The sequence below is a fragment of the Vibrio sp. Y20_XG_PY13 genome, from assembly GCF_024181925.1.
GTDB lineage: Bacteria > Pseudomonadota > Gammaproteobacteria > Enterobacterales > Vibrionaceae > Vibrio > Vibrio parahaemolyticus.
In genome coordinates this window covers 347,039-363,964 of record NZ_JAMZAL010000005.1, presented here as the reverse complement: position 1 = coordinate 363,964, position 16,926 = coordinate 347,039, and the positions used below count along the sequence as shown (strand labels likewise).

At 46.3% G+C, this 16,926-nt stretch carries 18 protein-coding genes; 14 read left to right on the top strand and 4 right to left on the bottom strand.

Annotation, left to right across the window (positions count from 1 at the left end; all coding sequences use genetic code 11):
* The first annotated feature begins 22 nt into the window (after positions 1-22).
* Positions 23-1,201: a 2-octaprenyl-6-methoxyphenyl hydroxylase gene (gene ubiH, locus NL646_RS14760; protein WP_253664366.1), complete on the top strand. Its 1,179-nt coding sequence runs from the start codon at positions 23-25 to the stop codon at positions 1,199-1,201.
* A 49-nt stretch (positions 1,202-1,250) separates the two neighbouring features.
* Positions 1,251-2,459 (top strand): FAD-dependent 2-octaprenylphenol hydroxylase, encoded by a 1,209-nt coding sequence (locus NL646_RS14755; protein ID WP_253664365.1) that lies wholly within the window; start codon positions 1,251-1,253, stop codon positions 2,457-2,459.
* Between the two features lie 82 nt (positions 2,460-2,541).
* On the opposite strand, the gene NL646_RS14750 is transcribed toward NL646_RS14755, so the two are convergent.
* The 3 genes from NL646_RS14750 to ygfZ form a co-directional block, all read right to left on the bottom strand.
* Positions 2,542-2,748 carry a DUF1107 domain-containing protein gene (locus NL646_RS14750; RefSeq protein WP_005380970.1) on the bottom strand — a complete coding sequence of 69 codons (207 nt, stop codon included), beginning with the start codon at positions 2,746-2,748 and terminating at the stop codon, positions 2,542-2,544.
* Positions 2,749-3,395: 647 nt separating this feature from the next.
* Positions 3,396-3,869 carry an aminoacyl-tRNA deacylase gene (locus NL646_RS14745; protein ID WP_193282925.1) on the bottom strand — a complete coding sequence of 158 codons (474 nt, stop codon included), beginning with the start codon at positions 3,867-3,869 and terminating at the stop codon, positions 3,396-3,398.
* Positions 3,862-4,830, bottom strand: coding sequence for a tRNA-modifying protein YgfZ (ygfZ, locus tag NL646_RS14740; RefSeq protein ID WP_031812242.1), 969 nt, complete (start codon positions 4,828-4,830; stop codon positions 3,862-3,864). The genes NL646_RS14745 and ygfZ overlap by 8 nt, the downstream gene beginning before the upstream one ends.
* A gap of 404 nt (positions 4,831-5,234) precedes the next feature.
* Here ygfZ and NL646_RS14735 point away from each other — a divergent pair, with 404 nt between their 5' ends.
* Positions 5,235-5,495 carry a succinate dehydrogenase assembly factor 2 gene (locus NL646_RS14735; protein WP_005458651.1) on the top strand — a complete coding sequence of 87 codons (261 nt, stop codon included), beginning with the start codon at positions 5,235-5,237 and terminating at the stop codon, positions 5,493-5,495.
* The gene (locus NL646_RS23445) at positions 5,455-5,889 is read left to right on the top strand and encodes a protein YgfX (protein WP_076665151.1); all 435 of its coding nucleotides are present in this window, start codon (positions 5,455-5,457) and stop codon (positions 5,887-5,889) included. The genes NL646_RS14735 and NL646_RS23445 overlap by 41 nt, the downstream gene beginning before the upstream one ends.
* 18 nt (positions 5,890-5,907) lie before the next feature.
* Here the strand turns inward: NL646_RS23445 and nadB are convergent, their stop codons facing one another.
* Complete coding sequence (nadB, locus tag NL646_RS14730; RefSeq protein ID WP_005490333.1) at positions 5,908-7,530, bottom strand: L-aspartate oxidase; 1,623 nt, start codon at positions 7,528-7,530, stop codon at positions 5,908-5,910.
* A 573-nt stretch (positions 7,531-8,103) separates the two neighbouring features.
* On the opposite strand from nadB, the gene rpoE reads away from it, so the two are divergent.
* From rpoE to pdxJ, 10 genes are all read left to right on the top strand, one after another.
* Positions 8,104-8,682: an RNA polymerase sigma factor RpoE gene (gene rpoE / locus NL646_RS14725; protein WP_005493913.1), complete on the top strand. Its 579-nt coding sequence runs from the start codon at positions 8,104-8,106 to the stop codon at positions 8,680-8,682.
* Positions 8,683-8,708: 26 nt separating this feature from the next.
* Positions 8,709-9,335: a sigma-E factor negative regulatory protein gene (locus tag NL646_RS14720; RefSeq protein WP_005481241.1), complete on the top strand. Its 627-nt coding sequence runs from the start codon at positions 8,709-8,711 to the stop codon at positions 9,333-9,335.
* A complete protein-coding gene (gene rseB / locus NL646_RS14715; protein WP_253664364.1) occupies positions 9,332-10,294 on the top strand; it encodes a sigma-E factor regulatory protein RseB in 963 nt (320 codons plus the stop codon). Before NL646_RS14720 ends, rseB begins: the two co-directional genes overlap by 4 nt.
* Positions 10,294-10,764, top strand: a complete 471-nt coding sequence (locus NL646_RS14710; protein WP_025524714.1) for a SoxR reducing system RseC family protein — start codon at positions 10,294-10,296, stop codon at positions 10,762-10,764. The genes rseB and NL646_RS14710 overlap by 1 nt, the downstream gene beginning before the upstream one ends.
* Before the next feature lie 127 nt (positions 10,765-10,891).
* A complete protein-coding gene (gene lepA, locus NL646_RS14705) occupies positions 10,892-12,685 on the top strand; it encodes a translation elongation factor 4 (RefSeq protein ID WP_005460681.1) in 1,794 nt (597 codons plus the stop codon).
* A 103-nt stretch (positions 12,686-12,788) separates the two neighbouring features.
* The gene (lepB, locus tag NL646_RS14700) at positions 12,789-13,688 is read left to right on the top strand and encodes a signal peptidase I (RefSeq protein WP_005460682.1); all 900 of its coding nucleotides are present in this window, start codon (positions 12,789-12,791) and stop codon (positions 13,686-13,688) included.
* A 20-nt stretch (positions 13,689-13,708) separates the two neighbouring features.
* Positions 13,709-14,386 (top strand): ribonuclease III, encoded by a 678-nt coding sequence (gene rnc / locus NL646_RS14695; RefSeq protein WP_005460683.1) that lies wholly within the window; start codon positions 13,709-13,711, stop codon positions 14,384-14,386.
* On the top strand, positions 14,379-15,341 hold the full coding sequence (gene era, locus NL646_RS14690) for a GTPase Era (protein ID WP_005460684.1): 963 nt from the start codon (positions 14,379-14,381) through the stop codon (positions 15,339-15,341). The genes rnc and era overlap by 8 nt, the downstream gene beginning before the upstream one ends.
* Before the next feature lie 121 nt (positions 15,342-15,462).
* Complete coding sequence (recO, locus tag NL646_RS14685; protein ID WP_005482573.1) at positions 15,463-16,194, top strand: DNA repair protein RecO; 732 nt, start codon at positions 15,463-15,465, stop codon at positions 16,192-16,194.
* Positions 16,191-16,922: a pyridoxine 5'-phosphate synthase gene (pdxJ, locus tag NL646_RS14680; protein ID WP_005484124.1), complete on the top strand. Its 732-nt coding sequence runs from the start codon at positions 16,191-16,193 to the stop codon at positions 16,920-16,922. Before recO ends, pdxJ begins: the two co-directional genes overlap by 4 nt.
* Positions 16,923-16,926 lie beyond the last annotated feature (4 nt).

Genomic DNA, 16,926 nt, shown 5'->3' with positions numbered 1-16,926 from the left:
TCTAGATAGACCAGAGGTTAACATGAAGCAATATGACGTAGTAATTGCTGGTGGTGCCATGGCTGGGGCTACACTAGCTTTAGCGATTGAGCATTTGTCTCAAGGGGCTTTGCGTGTTGCCGTTGTTGAACCGTTTAAAGCGCAATCGGATCAGCATCCGGGCTTTGATTCGCGCTCGATTGCTTTGTCTTATGGTACGGTTAACCTGCTGCGTCACTTAGCGTTATGGTCTGCGATTGAACCTTTTTCGACCCCGATTGAACACATCCATGTGTCCGATCGTTCTCATGCGGGAATGACGGACATCACTAAGCACGACGTTGGCGTTGAAGCGTTAGGTTATGTCGTAGAGTTAGCCGATGTTGGTCGTGTTTACCAAGAATTGCTGACTCACAGTACCGCTATCGATTTGTACTGCCCAGACTCCGCGAAGCACATTACCCGAACTCAAGAAAATGTGACGATTGAGCTTGCTAGTGGTGAGTTGCTTAATGCGAAATTACTTGTTGCCGCCGATGGTGCGGTTTCGCAATGTTGTCAGCAAATTGGTTTGGAGCTTTCTGAGCATGATTTCGACCAAGTTGCCGTAATTGCCAATATTGTGACTCAAGAGCCGCATCAAGGTCGCGCATTTGAGCGTTTTACTGAAAACGGCCCAGTTGCCCTGCTGCCAATGAGTGATAATCGAATGTCGCTCGTGTGGTGCTTACGCCCTGATGAAGCTCAAATTGTAATGGAATTGTCTGAAAGCGAATTTCTTGAACGGCTTCAGCAAGATTTTGGTTGGCGATTAGGTGCGATGCAAAAAGTGGGCCTCCGTGCGAGCTATCCGTTGTTGCTTCGTCACCGTAAGCAAAATATTTCACACCGTTTTGCGATAGTCGGTAACGCAGCACAAACGCTGCATCCGATTGCTGGGCAGGGCTTCAACTTGGGGATCCGAGACGTGGTCACTCTCGCTGAGGAACTGGCCAAGCAAGGTGAAGATGTTGGGCGTTACCAAGGCCTGATCCGCTTTAGTCAACGCCGAGAAGCAGACCGCAACGAAACCATTTGGCTAACAAGCTCGTTAGTCCATGTTTTTTCAAACGATTTACTCGCGATGCGAATTGGGCGAAATACAGCCTTAGCCGCGATGGATAACCTTTCTATTTTTAAGCAGCCGCTCTTGCGCCATACTCTTGGCTTAGTGAAACGATGATTGACTGCAACAAACTAGGTAACAACCAGTTATTAGGTAATAAATAGCAATGATGCAAAGTGTAGATATCGCCATCATCGGCGGAGGGATGGTTGGGTTGGCGCTTGCCGCCGCATTCAAAGACAGTGACCTGCGTATCGCCGTGATCGAAGGTAGCGTGCCAGATGAAACGTTGAATGAACTGCCTGATGTGCGAGTTTCTGCACTGAGCCGCTCAAGTGAAACCATTTTACGTAAGCTAGGAGCTTGGCAGGGTATTGAGCAACGCCGTGCTGCACCTTACTACGGTATGGAAGTGTGGGAGCAAGACAGCTTCGCAAAAATAGAGTTTGATGCACAAAGTATGGCGCAACCTGATTTGGGTCACATCGTTGAAAATCGCGTGATCCAGTTAGCGTTGTTGGAACAAGTGCAAAAGCTAGAGAATGTGACGCTATTCATGCCAGCGCGCTGTGCGACACTCGCGGTCGGTGAACAAGAGAGTTGGTTAACGCTCGATAACGGCCAAGCGATAACAGCGAAGCTGGTGGTGGGCGCAGATGGCGCGAATTCGTGGCTGCGTAACCAGATGGATATTCCTTTGACGCATTGGGACTACGGTCACCATGCGTTGGTTGCTAATGTGAAAACAGCGGATCCGCACCACAGCATCGCGCGTCAGATTTTTACACCTCACGGGCCTTTGGCATTCTTGCCAATGTCTCAACCAAACATGTGTTCTATCGTTTGGTCGACAGAGCCAAACCGAGCGGAAGAATTGCTGGTCATGAGCGATGAAGCGTTCAACAAAACGCTAACCAGCGAATTCGATGCTCGTTTAGGCGTGTGTGAAGTGGTGGGAGAGCGAGCGGCGTTTCCGCTAAAAATGCGTTATGCCCGAGACTTTGTGGTTGAGCGTGTTGCACTGGTTGGCGATGCGGCTCATACCATCCACCCATTAGCAGGCCAAGGCGTGAATCTCGGCTTATTGGATGCAGCCAGTCTGGCGCAAGAAGTACTGACTCTTTGGAAACAAGGGCAAGACATTGGTAGTAAACGCAATCTGCGTGGCTATGAGCGTTGGCGTAAGGCTGAAGCGGCGAAGATGATTGCGGCGATGCAAGGTTTCCGTGATTTATTCTCTGGTGGCCATCCAGCGAAAAAACTGGTTCGCGGTATTGGCTTGAGTTTAGCGGGACAATTACCGGGTGCTAAAGATGAGATCATGAAACGTGCACTGGGTTTGAAGGGGCACCTACCAGAACTGGCTCGTCAATAGCTCTGAGTTACATTACCTAAAAACACAAAAGGCTGGATAATCCAGCCTTTGTTTTACTTGTCTTTTTGACATCGATGAAGTGCTAAGCGTATGCGCATCGGAGTTTCATTATTTCTTGGTTAATCTCTTTTACCGCTCGAAAATGACGTTGCTCCGCTTTTTCCGGTAGTATCAATTTACCGTTATCAAACTCGAATCTTCCGACCCCGTAAATATAGATTCTTCCCTTAAAAAGACGACTTATATGTTTAGCAATCATACTTGGTGTATAGCGCTTAAACAGTCTCATATTTACTTTCCTTTTCTCTTACCTAGCCCAGTTATTCTACGTTTTGGACGTAAAAATTATTGTGACAGCAATAGTATTAAGTACAGGTGAAATGTATCGCTTTGGAGAATTGTGCTGCTTTAGACAAATTGACAGACTGATATCTCAAATAGCGTGAGGATTACCCCAAAAAATTACACTGGAAGGAACCCAAATGTTTCTGTTCTCCTTCATACGTGGTGCATTAAGCAATAGTTTTGTTACAGAAATAAGAATAGAAGGAAAATGATTGTTTGCTAATTGTTTCCTTTTCAAACCTACACCTTCTATCTAAGTGTTATAGCTTGCTTACACAAGATTAGATGAGACTGCTTGAAAAAAGTTCCAAGCAAAAAAAAGCCCGCTTGAGCGGGCGAATAGTCACAGATGCATTACACAAAAGTGGATAGCTGACATCACGAGCGTGGTCATGCCTGTCAGCCGATTCACTTTATGTTGGTTAAGTGCTTGTTGAAAACTTAACCAACAGAATCAGCATATACGAGTTTTATAATGGTGACTATTTATGTTTTAATTTTGATTAAAAATTCTTTGGCGTGTTTTTATAGATATGAGGGAGATCACGCAGTGATGAGAACACTGCGCTTTATTGCATTATGAATTGGATGTTAACGACAGATTTCGGCCACGGTGGGGTGGCACAACTGAACCAAATCGTCGATGGATAACGCCAGCCCTGCCATGCGGTCCCCACTGCTGATGGTGACTTCACGTTCTTCCAATAAGCTTGGGTCAAACACAATCGGCATCTGTCGTTTGAGTAATAACGGCGTCACAGTGCCAATTTTATAACCAGTGATGGCTTCTACATCGGCCTGGTCGACACAAGTCATGCGGCGACATTGCAGTAAAGCTCGTACCTTTTTTGGATCCACACTGCGATCACCAGGGGCGCAGGCGAGGGCGTATTGATTGCCCATGTCTCGCAGCAATATCGCTTTGACCATTTGAGAAGGGCGAATGCCGCGTTGTTGCGCGGCATCCTCAATTGTTGTGGCTGGTCTTTGATGCGGAAGCAGACGAAACGTGATGTTTTGGTCGGCAAGAAACTGCATCAAAGGAGTATGAATGACATTATTCATCATCAAGGCTGTAAGGCAATTCTGCGATGGTCCATTCACAATCAGGTTGAGACGACAAACGAAGGCGAGTGTCTTCATCCAGATTATTTGGTAACACGATCAAACCCATAGCTTGGTTATCACTGAATTGATAGTGAGCCAGTAACGTGCCGACTGAGCGCCAGTTGTCGCCTACGCTGCGTTCTAGTTCAATCGCATCATCGTTTAACGCGGTCGACGTTGCGCCTTTCACGATGTACATAGCGCGCTTGTTTGTACCGCGGTATTTCGCTCGAGCTACGGTTTCTTGGCCTGTGTAACAGCCTTTAGTGAAGCTAATGCCACCTAGGGCTTGAATGTTCAAGGCTTGTGGAATGTGCTCGTTTTGCGCTGTGGCAGAAACGAATGGCAGTGCTGATTCAATGTCGAAACGAGTCCAAAGCTCGTGTGTTGTCAGCGTTGCATCGCTGTTTTCGATCAGTGCTTGCGCCGCTTCTTCTGTCACAACAAGTAGCCAACGGTTCGCCTCTACTTTTACCGCAGTGCCGCCATTGATGATGCGTACATCACCGGCATCTTCATTTAAAGCAGACACAAACGCATCGGCGTTGACACCTGCAACGCCAAGAATCACATCGTTAGATTCTTCAATCGTGACTTTGGAAAATACGGCGTATTTTTTTATTTCTTTCAGTTCGATTTCAATCGCAGATTTCGGCTGGATCATGCCGTAGCCATCACCATGATGGAACAAGCGGAATACACTCCACACTTTACCTTTCGCGTCGCAGTGCGCACCGAGTGTTGATTGGTCTTTTTCTAGAGAAACCACATCACAGGTAACTTGACCATGCAGGTACGATTTTTTGTCATCGCCTACCATGGTGATCATGCCTAGATGATCGAGTCGTGAGATAGACAGTTCTGGTAGAGCATCTTGAGTCGATAGGTTGAGCGGTGAAAAGCGAGTTTGCCATTCCATGATTACAATGCCTTTTGAAGATATTTTTCAGCTATGTTAAATGCAGATTCACGATTTGTCAGCTTTCAATATGCCCAAGTCACCTTAAGGTGTTCGGTTTAGCGAGAACCGCTCAGTTTTCAGATGTAGCGGTAATTTGGAAATCTAATCAACCTTGAGTAAGAAACGTCAACAACGTATGCCAATCAAGGATAGGTGACGTTTTCTATCGTGATTTCATGGCAGAATAATTAGGAAAGAGCTCGCTGTTGCTAAACGTGAGGTTCAGTGGTGTTGAATCAGTGACCAGCTTTGAATCTGACACCTTGAAGTTACTTAACGTATTGTGACCCGCACACTAGTGACGTAGCACATCCCTTGTTACACTCCGCATTAATAACAAGACATCTATGAAGGAATAATGAATGTACACTCCTGAAGAAAAGGCGCGTATTAAATGGGCTTGTCGTCGTGGCATGCTTGAGCTGGATGTGGTGATTATGCCGTTTTTTGAAGAGTGCTTTGATGCGCTGAACGAACAAGAACAGCGTGACTTTGTTTCTCTGCTTGAATGTGATGATCCAGATCTGTTCACTTGGGTGATGGGACATGGTCGTAGCGAGAACCTAGGCCACGCAGCAATGGTTGATAAAATTGTTGCCCACAACCTCAGCAAAGTTCGTTAATCTTAACGTATCTTCCTCAATTACGGCTCAAGTCAGCAATCTGACCGTTTTCTTAAGCTTGACTTGGGCCGTGTCGCTTTCCGACATTCCGCTCGTATTATCGATTTATTTGTTATTACTGATTGCTAGCAAGCTACGTGATCCAGGCTTTGTCCTTTTGTCGAGTCAAGGACATTGGTATGTGCACAGCGACGGCACGGTAAAAAATGAAACGAGTAATTCGCATATCAAACACGTCAACCTGACGACGCTGCCTTTTAAACTCTCCTTTACGCTAGAGTCGGATGAAATGGTGACGATTTGGCGAGACAGTTGTGATGAACGGTGCTATCGGCAACTTTCCTTGATTTTGCGTCAATGGAAAATGAAACAGGGAGCCAAAGCCCCCTGTTGATAAGCGTTACATTCGATATTAATTATCGGTTAACTGCTTTGCTGGTACCAGAATTGTCGGGCCGCTGTTTTCCAGTTGATTTGGGTAATCAAGCGTGTAGTGCAGGCCGCGACTCTCTTTACGCTGCATTGCACAGCGAACCATAAGCTCTGCAACTTGCAGTAGATTACGCAGCTCCAACAAGTTATTAGATACGCGGAAGTTACTGTAGTACTCATGCGTTTCTTGTTGTAGCAGTTGAATGCGGCGCAATGCACGTTCTAAGCGCTTATCGGTACGCACAATGCCCATGTAGTCCCACATGAACAGGCGAAGTTCGTGCCAGTTGTGTTGAATAATAACTTCTTCATCACTGTTGGTGACTTGGCTTTCATCCCAACATGGAACACGTGAAGGCAGCTCAACGCTGGTGTGATGTTTCAGAATATCTTTTGCAGCAGACCACGCATAAACCACACATTCCAACAGTGAGTTCGATGCCATACGGTTAGCACCATGCAAGCCGGTGTAGCTCACTTCGCCAATCGCGTATAGGTTTTTCAAATCCGTATGACCGTTTTGATCCACCATCACGCCGCCACAGGTATAGTGCGCAGCTGGTACGATTGGAATAGGCTCTTTGGTCATATCAATGCCCAAGTCCATCAAGCGCGAGTAAATGGTCGGGAAGTGCTTGGTGATAAAGTCCGCTGGTTTATGACTGATGTCGAGATACATGCAGTCTGCACCCAAGCGTTTCATTTCGAAGTCGATGGCACGAGCGACAACATCGCGGGGGGCGAGTTCTTTTCGCTCATCAAAATCTGGCATAAAGCGAGTGCCGTCTGGGCGACGAAGGTAAGCGCCTTCACCACGAAGGGCCTCGGTCAGCAAGAAGTTGCGAGCTTCAGGGTGGTAAAGGCAAGTAGGGTGGAACTGGTTGAACTCTAAGTTTGCCACTCGACAGCCCGCTCGCCACGCGATAGCAATACCATCACCCGATGAGACATCTGGGTTAGAGGTGTATTGATAAACCTTTGACGCGCCACCTGTCGCTAGAACCACAAATTTGGCGCGCACGGTTTCTACGTGCTCTTCGTTTCGGTTCCAGATATAGGCACCGATGACTTTGTTTTTATCACCGCCGATTTTATCTTCAGTGATCAAGTCCAGAGCGTTGTGGCGTTCAAGAACATGAATATTGGGATGGTTGTGGGCGTTGTCCTGCAATGAGGTTTGCATTGCCATACCGGTTGCGTCTGCAGCGTGCAGAATACGGCGGCGGCTGTGGCCACCTTCGCGGGTTAGGTGGTAACGAGGTTCATCGTCAGAATCATCGTCTTCACGGTCAAACGGTACACCGCCATCAATCAGCCATTGCACACATTCTTTTGAGTGTTCTGCAATGAATCTCACGGTCTCTTCGTCACAGATACCATCCCCGGCAATTTGGGTATCTTCAACGTGCGACTCAATGGTGTCGGATTCATCGAACACCGCGGCAATACCGCCTTGAGCGTAGTAAGTTGCCCCTTCGCTGCGCGGTCCTTTGCTGAGTACCATTACTTTACAGTGGTTTGCGACACGTAAAGCCAACGACAAGCCCGCAGCGCCACTCCCTACCACTAACACATCACATTCATGTTCACGATTTGTGTTCATATAACTTTTATAATCCCAAGCTAAGGTAATAACGTTACCTTGTGTATTATTTGCACACCATGTGCATTCCATATGCGTGACATCCGTCACTAAGGGCTAAGTTGGGAGACTTATCTAAATCACAGTTACTCTGGTGACTTGAGCCACTCTTCTTTTTGCATGCTTAGGTCATTGAGGCCTAATGACACACGGTTGTTTTCTGAGTTTTGGTTGAAAACGCGTTATTCAGACAGCCAATAGCCATGCAAATGAAAAGTAATAGTTTGTCAATCTCATTGCTTTTCTAGTTTCTACCCAGCACAATCTGGGACAGAGATCATCCATTATACCCATTTCCCTTTAATATGCTCGCTTGTCAAATTAGACATAAGTCAGGCAGTGCATGGGATTTGGCGCATGACATCACACTGTGAAAAAACAATGACAAAAAACTTGAGAAACCATGGAACTTTCTCATTCACATTGGAGTCACAATAGTGCTCAAGTAAGCAGTGGTGTCAATACTACGTTTTGCATAATTAGTACCCATATCTGAGAAGAGTAGGGGCATAACAAATAGGAGTATCCGCTCGAATGAACGAGCAGCTGACCGATCAAGTATTGATTGAGCGAGTTCAGAATGGTGATAAGCAAGCATTCAACCTGCTGGTAACAAAGTATCAGAACAAGGTGTGTAATCTTATTTCCAGATACGTTAGTAATCCTGGCGATGTACCAGATGTAGCACAAGAAGCCTTTATCAAAGCTTACCGAGCTATCCCTAGCTTTCGCGGGGAAAGTGCGTTTTATACGTGGCTGTATCGCATTGCAGTGAATACTGCGAAAAATCACATTGTGGCTCAAGGGCGCAGACCCCCAGCGACAGATGTTGATGCTGAAGAAGCTGAATTTTACGAAACAGGTAGTGCACTTAAAGAAATTTCGAACCCTGAGAACTTAACGTTGTCCAAAGAATTGCAACGGGTAGTGTTCAGTGCAATCGAAGCTTTACCTGAAGATTTAAAGACAGCAATGACATTGCGAGAGCTTGATGGCTTAAGTTATGAAGAAATTGCTGAAGTGATGGATTGCCCGGTAGGAACGGTACGTTCACGTATCTTCCGTGCTCGTGAAGCGGTGGAAAAGAAAATCAGACCTCTTTTACAGCGCTAGTACAAGTAATAACTATGGTGAAAACAATGGCTGACAAAGAACAACTTTCAGCTCTCATGGATGGAGAATTGGTCGATAAGGCTTTAATTCAAGAGTTAGAGCAAGACCAAGAGAGCCGTGAAGCTTGGCAGAATTATCACCTAATTGGTGATGTGATGCGAGGCGAGGCGCCAGCAAAACCTGAGTGGAATATTGCTGAAAGCGTAGCGTTAGCGTTAGAAGACGAACCTGTGCATCGTGCGATCGATTCGCGCAGTGCCAATGTCATTTCAATCGCTGATGCGCCTAAAGAGTCGCAACCAGAACCGCAAAAAGCCAAACGTCAGTTGCCAGCGTGGTTAACTCAGTTTGGGCAAGTCGCTGTTGCTGCATGTGTGTCGCTAGTCGTTATCTTAGGTGTGCAGCAATACGGTGGTAGCGATCCAATGTCGCCACAAGCTGAACAGTTACCAGTTTTGCAAACCGTTCCGTTTGCAGGCAGTGCTGAACCTGTGAGCTTAACTCGTGAGTCCGTAGAGCGCTCAGTGGGTGAGGCAAATATGCAGGAGCAACGTAAACGCGTTCATGCTATGCTGCGTGACTACGAATTGCAGTTAAGAATTAACAGTGACGCATCTCAGCAAGATGCGCATCTGACTCCGGATAGTGAATGAAAAAATTTCTGATCAGCGCTTGCGCTCTGTTCAGTATGATGTCTTCGCAAGCCTTTGCTGGTGATAAGCCGGCGGAGGCTTTATTGCATCAAATGAGCGAGGCGAGTAAGAATTTAAGTTACGAACTTTCTTACATCCTTATCAAAAAGAACAGCATTGAGCCTTTGCTGTATCGTCACGCGACACACGGCGAAGATCAGTACGCTCATCTTGTTTATTTAAGTGGACCTGTACGTGAGGTGATTCGTCGCGGAACAGAAGTGAGTTATATCGAAACTGGCGTGGAACCGTTCACTATCGAATCAGGCAAAATGGTTGCACCAACGATACCGATGCTTAACACCAATATCGACGAGCTAAACCTGTATTACGACTACGTTCAAGTAGGGCGTGCGCGTGAAGCCGGTGTTCCAACTCAGGTATTACGCATTGTGCCGAAAGACGGACTACGTTATTCCTATGTCCTTTGGATTGACGAAAAGAGCAAATTGCCACTTCGCGCCGATCTTGTCGATCGTGATGGCGAGATGCTAGAGCAATACCGCACGATCTCTTACACAGTAAACCCTAAAATTGCAGAGTTGATGAGCGGCCTTGAAGGCGTTCAACTTCCTGCTGTGCTTACAATGCCGAAAGGTGAAATTGGCACGAGCAATTGGACTGTGGGCTGGACTCCAGACGGTTTTCATCCAAACGATCTCAACCGCTACCGTATGGCATCAACAGACCAAATGGTAGAAAGTCAGTTGTATTCTGATGGCTTGTTCAACTTCTCTGTTTACGTAGCAAACAAAGATGAGCATTCATTAAAAGGACAACTGGTTCGTCAAGGCCGTAGAACCTTACACAGTTTTGTTAATGGTGATTATGAAATCTCTGTGGTCGGAGATATTCCGCCAGCTACGGCGCAGCGCATTGCTCAATCTGTCACATTTAATGTAACAAAGAGTAAGCAATAATGATGACTGCGTTAGCTACCGTGATCGGAGTAGAGCGTCACGGTAAGCAGTACGAGATAGATTTAAGCTGCGAGCAGCAAACGAGCTGCAGCAGCTGCTCCTCGCAAAAAAGTTGTGGCACAGGTGTTGTCACTAAAGCGATAGGTAATAAGAGCCTGTCGTGGCATCTGCGCACAGAAAAAAACGTGCAAGTCGGTCAAGTCGTGGAAATCGGCTTTCCTGAATCCAGCCTTATCAAGTCAGCCATGGCGGTGTATCTACTGCCTTTATTTGGTTTGATTCTTGGTGCTATGGTTGGTCATTTCTTACTGACTCCTCTGACCGCTGGTGGAGAAGGCATTGTTATTCTCGCATCCATGCTATTTGCAGGCGGTGGTATGTGGTTCGCAAAACGCCTATCAAAACCGCTTGAAGATGAGTCAAAACGCCAAGTCACCCTCATTCGAGTTCTCGGTGAACCTATCCAATAAGCTCTACACTTTAAATTAGGTGCGCCCGTTAACGAAATTCGGTAGAATCTGCCAACTTGATTGAAATGCCGTCAAATGATGGCTTTCTTACTGTCCCAATTTGTAAAGAGTTAGTCACCCTAAATCTATGAAGCACATTCGTAACTTTTCGATTATCGCCCACATCGACCATGGTAAGTCGACCCTATCAGACCGTCTAATCCAAGTTTGTGGAGGATTAAGCGATCGTGAAATGGCCGCACAGGTTCTGGATTCTATGGATCTTGAACGTGAGCGTGGTATCACCATTAAATCTCAGAGTGTGACGCTAAACTACACCGCTAAAGACGGTGAAACTTATCAGCTGAACTTCATCGATACTCCGGGACACGTAGACTTTGCATACGAAGTATCACGTTCTCTAGCGGCTTGTGAAGGCGCGCTATTGGTTGTTGATGCTGGTCAGGGTGTGGAAGCGCAAACACTTGCTAACTGTTACACCGCGATCGAAATGGATCTGGAAGTTGTGCCAATCCTAAACAAGATCGACTTGCCAGCCGCTGATCCTGAACGTGTAGCTGAAGAAATTGAAGAAATCGTTGGTATTGATGCGATGGACGCAACACGCTGTTCTGCGAAGACAGGTCTTGGTGTTGAGGACGTTCTAGAAAACATCGTATCAGCAATTCCAGCACCAGAAGGTGATCCTGATGCGCCACTACAAGCGCTGATCATCGACTCATGGTTTGATAATTATCTTGGCGTAGTATCTTTGGTACGAATCAAAAACGGTTCACTGAAGAAGAACGACAAAATCAAAGTAATGAGCACAGGCCAAGCTTGGGGTGTAGACCGTTTGGGTATCTTTACACCTAAGCAAGTGGATACTGATGTTCTAAATACTGGCGAAGTAGGTTGGGTTGTTTGTGGTATCAAAGACATCCTAGGCGCACCAGTAGGTGATACGCTAACGTTAGCGAAAAACGGCAGCGATAAGCCACTCCCTGGCTTTAAGAAAGTAAAACCTCAGGTATACGCGGGTCTGTTCCCTGTATCATCTGACGATTACGAAAACTTCCGTGACGCACTGGGTAAATTGAGCCTAAACGATGCATCGCTATTCTACGAACCAGAAAACTCAGCAGCGCTTGGTTTTGGTTTCCGTTGTGGTTTCCTTGGCATGCTGCACATGGAAATTATCCAAGAGCGTCTAGAGCGTGAATACGATCTCGACCTGATTACCACAGCGCCAACGGTAGTTTACGAAGTTGAGAAAACGGATGGTGAGCTACTGTACGTTGATAGCCCAGCGAAGCTACCTGCAATTAACGACATCGAAGAGATTCGTGAGCCGATTGCGCGTTGTAACATCTTGGTGCCTTCTGATTACCTAGGTAACGTGATCACACTGTGTGTGGAGAAGCGTGGTCTCCAAGTTGATATGGTTTACCACGGTAACCAAGTTGCAGTGACTTACGACATCCCAATGGCGGAAGTTGTTCTCGACTTCTTCGACCGTCTGAAGTCTACGTCACGTGGTTACGCGTCTCTGGATTACAACTTCCAACGCTTTGAAGCGTCAAACATGGTACGCGTAGACGTACTATTGAACGGCGACAAAGTGGATGCACTTGCGCTTATCACGCACAAAGATCAGTCTCAGACTCGTGGTCGTCAGCTGGTTGAGAAGATGAAAGAATTTATCCCTCGTCAGATGTTCGATATCGCGATTCAAGCGGCTATTGGTAACCACATCATTGCGCGTTCTACCGTTAAGCAGCTACGTAAAAACGTAATCGCAAAATGTTACGGTGGTGACGTGAGTCGTAAGAAGAAACTTCTGAAGAAACAGAAAGAAGGTAAGAAACGTATGAAGCAGATCGGTAACGTGGAACTGCCTCAAGAAGCGTTCCTAGCAATTCTTCACGTAGGCAAAGATTAGAGTTGAACTTTGTCCCACTGTTGTTGGTCATAAGACGTTAGAACTTAAATAAGTGAAAGGGTTTAGGCTCTTTCACTTTCGTATTTTTAGATAAGGGAATTTAATGGCGAATACATTCTCACTGATGCTGGTTATCGTCACCTTGGTAACGGGTGTAGTTTGGCTACTGGAAAAGCTGGTGTTTGCAAAAAAACGTCAAGCGAAAGTAGCGGAGATTCAAGCGCAAACTACAAATGGTTTGGATGCAGTCACTCTACAGAAAGTGGAGCGCCAGCCATGGTGGATTGAAAACAGTGTGTCTATTTTCCCTGTTATCGCTTTCGTCTTAGTATTACGTTCTTTTATCTATGAACCGTTTCAAATCCCGTCAGGCTCAATGATGCCAACCTTGCTGGTTGGTGATTTCATTTTAGTTGAGAAGTACGCGTACGGTCTAAAAGACCCAGTATGGCGTACTCAGCTAGTGGAAACTGGTAAGCCTGAACGTGGTGATATTGTTGTCTTTAAATACCCACCTCAACCAAGCGTTGATTACATCAAACGTGTCGTTGGTTTGCCGGGTGACATTGTTCGTTATTCTGGTGATAAGCAGTTGTGCATTCAAAGCCAAGGCGAATCCAGCTGTAAGCCAGTTAAGCTGAGTAATGTAGAAGAGAGTCAATTCAAATCAAACGGTATCCCAATGATCCAACTGGATGAGAAATTGGGTAACGTTGAGCACAATATTTTGGTTAACCCACTTGTACGTAACCGTGTGGAGCAATACTTCCCACGTAGCGGTACAACTGAATGGGTGGTACCTCAAGGTCAGTACTTTGTGATGGGTGATAACCGTGACAACAGTGCAGACAGCCGTTACTGGGGCTTTGTTCCTGAAGCTAACCTTGTCGGCAAAGCTGTTGCCATTTGGATCAGCTTTGAGTTTGATCGTGGCGCAGATAGCGTTCTACCTTCATGGATCCCAACTGGTGTGCGTTTCAACCGCATCGGTGGTATTCACTAACTATTTAATATCGAGAGAGTATGAATTCTCCAATTGATAAACTAGAGAGAAAGCTCGGCTACCAATTTAAGGATGCTGGGCTTATCAACTTGGCGCTGACTCACCGCAGCGCCAACAGCAAGCACAATGAACGTCTTGAGTTTCTGGGCGATTCAATTTTAAGTTTTGTCATCGCTGATGATCTGTACCATCGTTTTCCGAAAGTGAACGAGGGTGACATGAGCCGTATGCGCGCTACTCTGGTACGTGGACACACATTGGCGGAACTGGGTCGTGAATTCGATCTAGGAGATTATTTAAAATTAGGTCCAGGTGAATTGAAGAGTGGCGGTTTCCGCCGAGACTCTATTCTAGCCGATGCGGTAGAAGCCATTATTGGTGCGATTTACCTAGATAGTGATATTGAGAAAGTACGCAGTATTGTTCTGAGTTGGTACAACTCGCGTCTTGAAGCCATCAAACCTGGCGTATCACAAAAAGACCCAAAAACTCGCCTACAAGAGTTCCTGCAAGGCAGAAGAAAACCGCTGCCTGTCTACACAGTGACTAATATTAAAGGTGAAGCGCACAACCAAGAGTTTACGGTTGAGTGTGAAGTAGCAGGTGTGGATAAGCCTGTAATCGGTAAAGGCACCAGCCGCCGCAAGGCAGAACAGGCGGCAGCAGAAACAGCACTAGAGCAATTAACTAATGGCTGATAACGAATTCGACATCGATGCGTTTTTCGCATCACATGGTGAGGTGAGCTCACCGGAAAACCAGCATTGTGGTTTCATTGCCATTGTTGGTCGTCCTAACGTGGGTAAATCGACGCTTCTAAACAAAATTCTAGGTCAGAAGATTTCGATCACGTCACGTAAGCCACAAACGACGCGTCACCGCATCATGGGCGTCGACACAGATGGCGATTACCAAGCGATTTACGTTGATACACCAGGACTTCACATTGAAGAAAAACGTGCAATCAACCGTTTGATGAACCGCGCAGCAAACTCATCGTTGAGTGACGTGAACCTAGTTTTCTTCTTGGTCGATGGTACCCATTGGACTAAAGACGACGAGATGGTGTTGACCAAGCTTCAGAAATCGAACTTCCCTGTTGTACTTTGTGTTAACAAAGTCGATAACGTGCAAGATCGTAATGAAGTGATGCTACACATGGCTGAAATGTCTAAAAAAATGGACTTTGTCGATGTAGTGCCAATCTCTGCGAAGCAAGGTAAGAACATTGATGTATTGCGCAAGCACGTACGTAATCACCTGCCGAAAGCGACGCATCACTTCCCTGAAGAATACGTAACGGATCGCTCTCAGCGTTTCATGGCTTCAGAAATCGTACGTGAAAAGCTAATGCGCTTTACTGGTGATGAACTGCCATATTCTGTAACGGTTGAGATTGAGCGTTTTGATTACAACCCAGAAACGGACGGTTTCCATATCAATGCTTTGATTCTTGTTGAACGTAATGGTCAGAAGAAGATGGTTATTGGTAAAGGCGGCGAGAAGATCAAAACCATTGGTCGTGAAGCACGTCTAGATATGGAAGAGTTGTTCGGTCGTAAAGTTTATCTAGAGACTTGGGTGAAAGTGAAGTCTGGTTGGGCAGATGACGAACGTGCACTACGCTCACTGGGTTACATCGACGATCTATAATTTGAGGCGAGAACACTTCGTTTCAATATTAAGTAGAATCCAATATCGATTAAAATAAGGAGCCGCATGGCTCCTTATTTTTTACTATTCTGGCATTAGATTTTTAGGCACATAGATTTAGATGAGCAACTTATCCGCAGAAGGTTTTCAACGCTGCTTTGTCCTGCACCGACGCCCTTACAGTGAATCGAGCTTAATCCTTGATGTATTTAGCGAGGAGTATGGTCGTATCACGCTAATGGCCAAGGGCGCGCGTAGTAAACGCTCCAATCTAAAAGGCGCACTGCAACCTTTTACGCCGCTATTGCTTAAATGGTCTGGTAAAGGGTCGATGAAAACGTTGCGCCAAGCAGAGCCTATCAGCCTCGGTTTACCTTTATTTGGGATCAACCTGTACTCTGCCATGTATGTCAACGAGCTCGTTGGGCGAGTGCTAATGGCAGAAGTCCCAATGCCTGCACTGTTTCATGATTACCTGCATGCCTTAACCGAGCTCGCTCAGTGTGAAAACCCAGAACCCGCATTACGCCGTTTTGAGTTGGCTTTGCTCTCTTCAATGGGGTATGGCGTCGACTTTTTGCACTGTGCTGGCACGGGTGAGCCGGTCGATCCTGAGATGACCTACCGTTACCGAGAACAAAAGGGATTCATCGCATCGGTAAGGCGGGACAATCTAACATTTCTGGGCAATGAGCTGATTGCAATCAGTGAGCGGCGGTTTGTCACTAAAGAACAGTTAAAAGCGGCAAAACGCTTTACACGTATAGCCTTAAAGCCGTATCTTGGCGGCAAACCTTTAAAAAGTCGTGAATTGTTTATTCAGACACCCAGAGCACGGAGTAATGGAAAATGAGCTCAATTTATTTAGGCGTTAATATCGACCATATTGCCACTCTACGTAATGCGCGTGGTACAAAATACCCAGATCCTGTACACGCTGCGGAAATCGCAGAGCGTGCTGGGGCGGACGGCATTACCATCCACCTGCGTGAAGACCGTCGCCATATTTTGGATCGTGATGTGCGTATTCTACGTGAGACGATTCAAACACGTATGAATCTAGAAATGGCGGTCACTGAGGAAATGGTTGAGATCGCACTAAAAACTAAGCCAGAGTTTGTTTGTCTCGTACCAGAAAAGCGTGAAGAGCTCACTACTGAAGGCGGCTTAGATGTGGTTGGCCAACTTGAGAAAGTAAAAGCGGCAACGCAAAAGCTAACGGAAGCGGGCATTAAAGTTTCTCTGTTTATTGATGCGGATCGTCAGCAAATTGAAGCGGCGAAGCAGTGTGGTGCACCATTTATCGAGCTTCATACTGGTCATTACGCTGATGCAGAAACAGAAGAAGAGCAACAAGCAGAGTTGAAGAAGATTGCTGCGGGTGCAAGCTACGCTGATGACCTTGGTATTATTGTGAATGCTGGCCACGGTCTGACTTACCACAACGTGGCACCAATTGCTGCGCTACCAGAAATTTACGAGTTGAACATTGGTCACTCTATCATTGGACGTGCAGTGTTTGATGGCCTAGAAAAGTCTGTGGCAGAGATGAAAGCACTGATGATCGCGGCACGCAAATAACTAG

Excerpts from the sequence above, each read along its gene's own strand:
- NL646_RS14720 (WP_005481241.1), top strand. The coding sequence starts at position 8,709 with ATGGCTGACAAAGAACAACTTTCAGCTCTCATGGATGGAGAATTGGTC.
- lepB (WP_005460682.1), top strand. The coding sequence starts at position 12,789 with ATGGCGAATACATTCTCACTGATGCTGGTTATCGTCACCTTGGTAACG.
- rpoE (WP_005493913.1), top strand. The coding sequence starts at position 8,104 with ATGAACGAGCAGCTGACCGATCAAGTATTGATTGAGCGAGTTCAGAAT.
- ubiH (WP_253664366.1), top strand. The coding sequence starts at position 23 with ATGAAGCAATATGACGTAGTAATTGCTGGTGGTGCCATGGCTGGGGCT.
- rseB (WP_253664364.1), top strand. The coding sequence starts at position 9,332 with ATGAAAAAATTTCTGATCAGCGCTTGCGCTCTGTTCAGTATGATGTCT.
- lepA (WP_005460681.1), top strand. The coding sequence starts at position 10,892 with ATGAAGCACATTCGTAACTTTTCGATTATCGCCCACATCGACCATGGT.
- NL646_RS14755 (WP_253664365.1), top strand. The coding sequence starts at position 1,251 with ATGATGCAAAGTGTAGATATCGCCATCATCGGCGGAGGGATGGTTGGG.
- recO (WP_005482573.1), top strand. The coding sequence starts at position 15,463 with ATGAGCAACTTATCCGCAGAAGGTTTTCAACGCTGCTTTGTCCTGCAC.
- NL646_RS14750 (WP_005380970.1), bottom strand. The coding sequence starts at position 2,748 with ATGAGACTGTTTAAGCGCTATACACCAAGTATGATTGCTAAACATATA.
- NL646_RS14710 (WP_025524714.1), top strand. The coding sequence starts at position 10,294 with ATGATGACTGCGTTAGCTACCGTGATCGGAGTAGAGCGTCACGGTAAG.
- NL646_RS14745 (WP_193282925.1), bottom strand. The coding sequence starts at position 3,869 with ATGAATAATGTCATTCATACTCCTTTGATGCAGTTTCTTGCCGACCAA.
- era (WP_005460684.1), top strand. The coding sequence starts at position 14,379 with ATGGCTGATAACGAATTCGACATCGATGCGTTTTTCGCATCACATGGT.
- ygfZ (WP_031812242.1), bottom strand. The coding sequence starts at position 4,830 with ATGGAATGGCAAACTCGCTTTTCACCGCTCAACCTATCGACTCAAGAT.
- NL646_RS14735 (WP_005458651.1), top strand. The coding sequence starts at position 5,235 with ATGTACACTCCTGAAGAAAAGGCGCGTATTAAATGGGCTTGTCGTCGT.
- pdxJ (WP_005484124.1), top strand. The coding sequence starts at position 16,191 with ATGAGCTCAATTTATTTAGGCGTTAATATCGACCATATTGCCACTCTA.
- rnc (WP_005460683.1), top strand. The coding sequence starts at position 13,709 with ATGAATTCTCCAATTGATAAACTAGAGAGAAAGCTCGGCTACCAATTT.
- nadB (WP_005490333.1), bottom strand. The coding sequence starts at position 7,530 with ATGAACACAAATCGTGAACATGAATGTGATGTGTTAGTGGTAGGGAGT.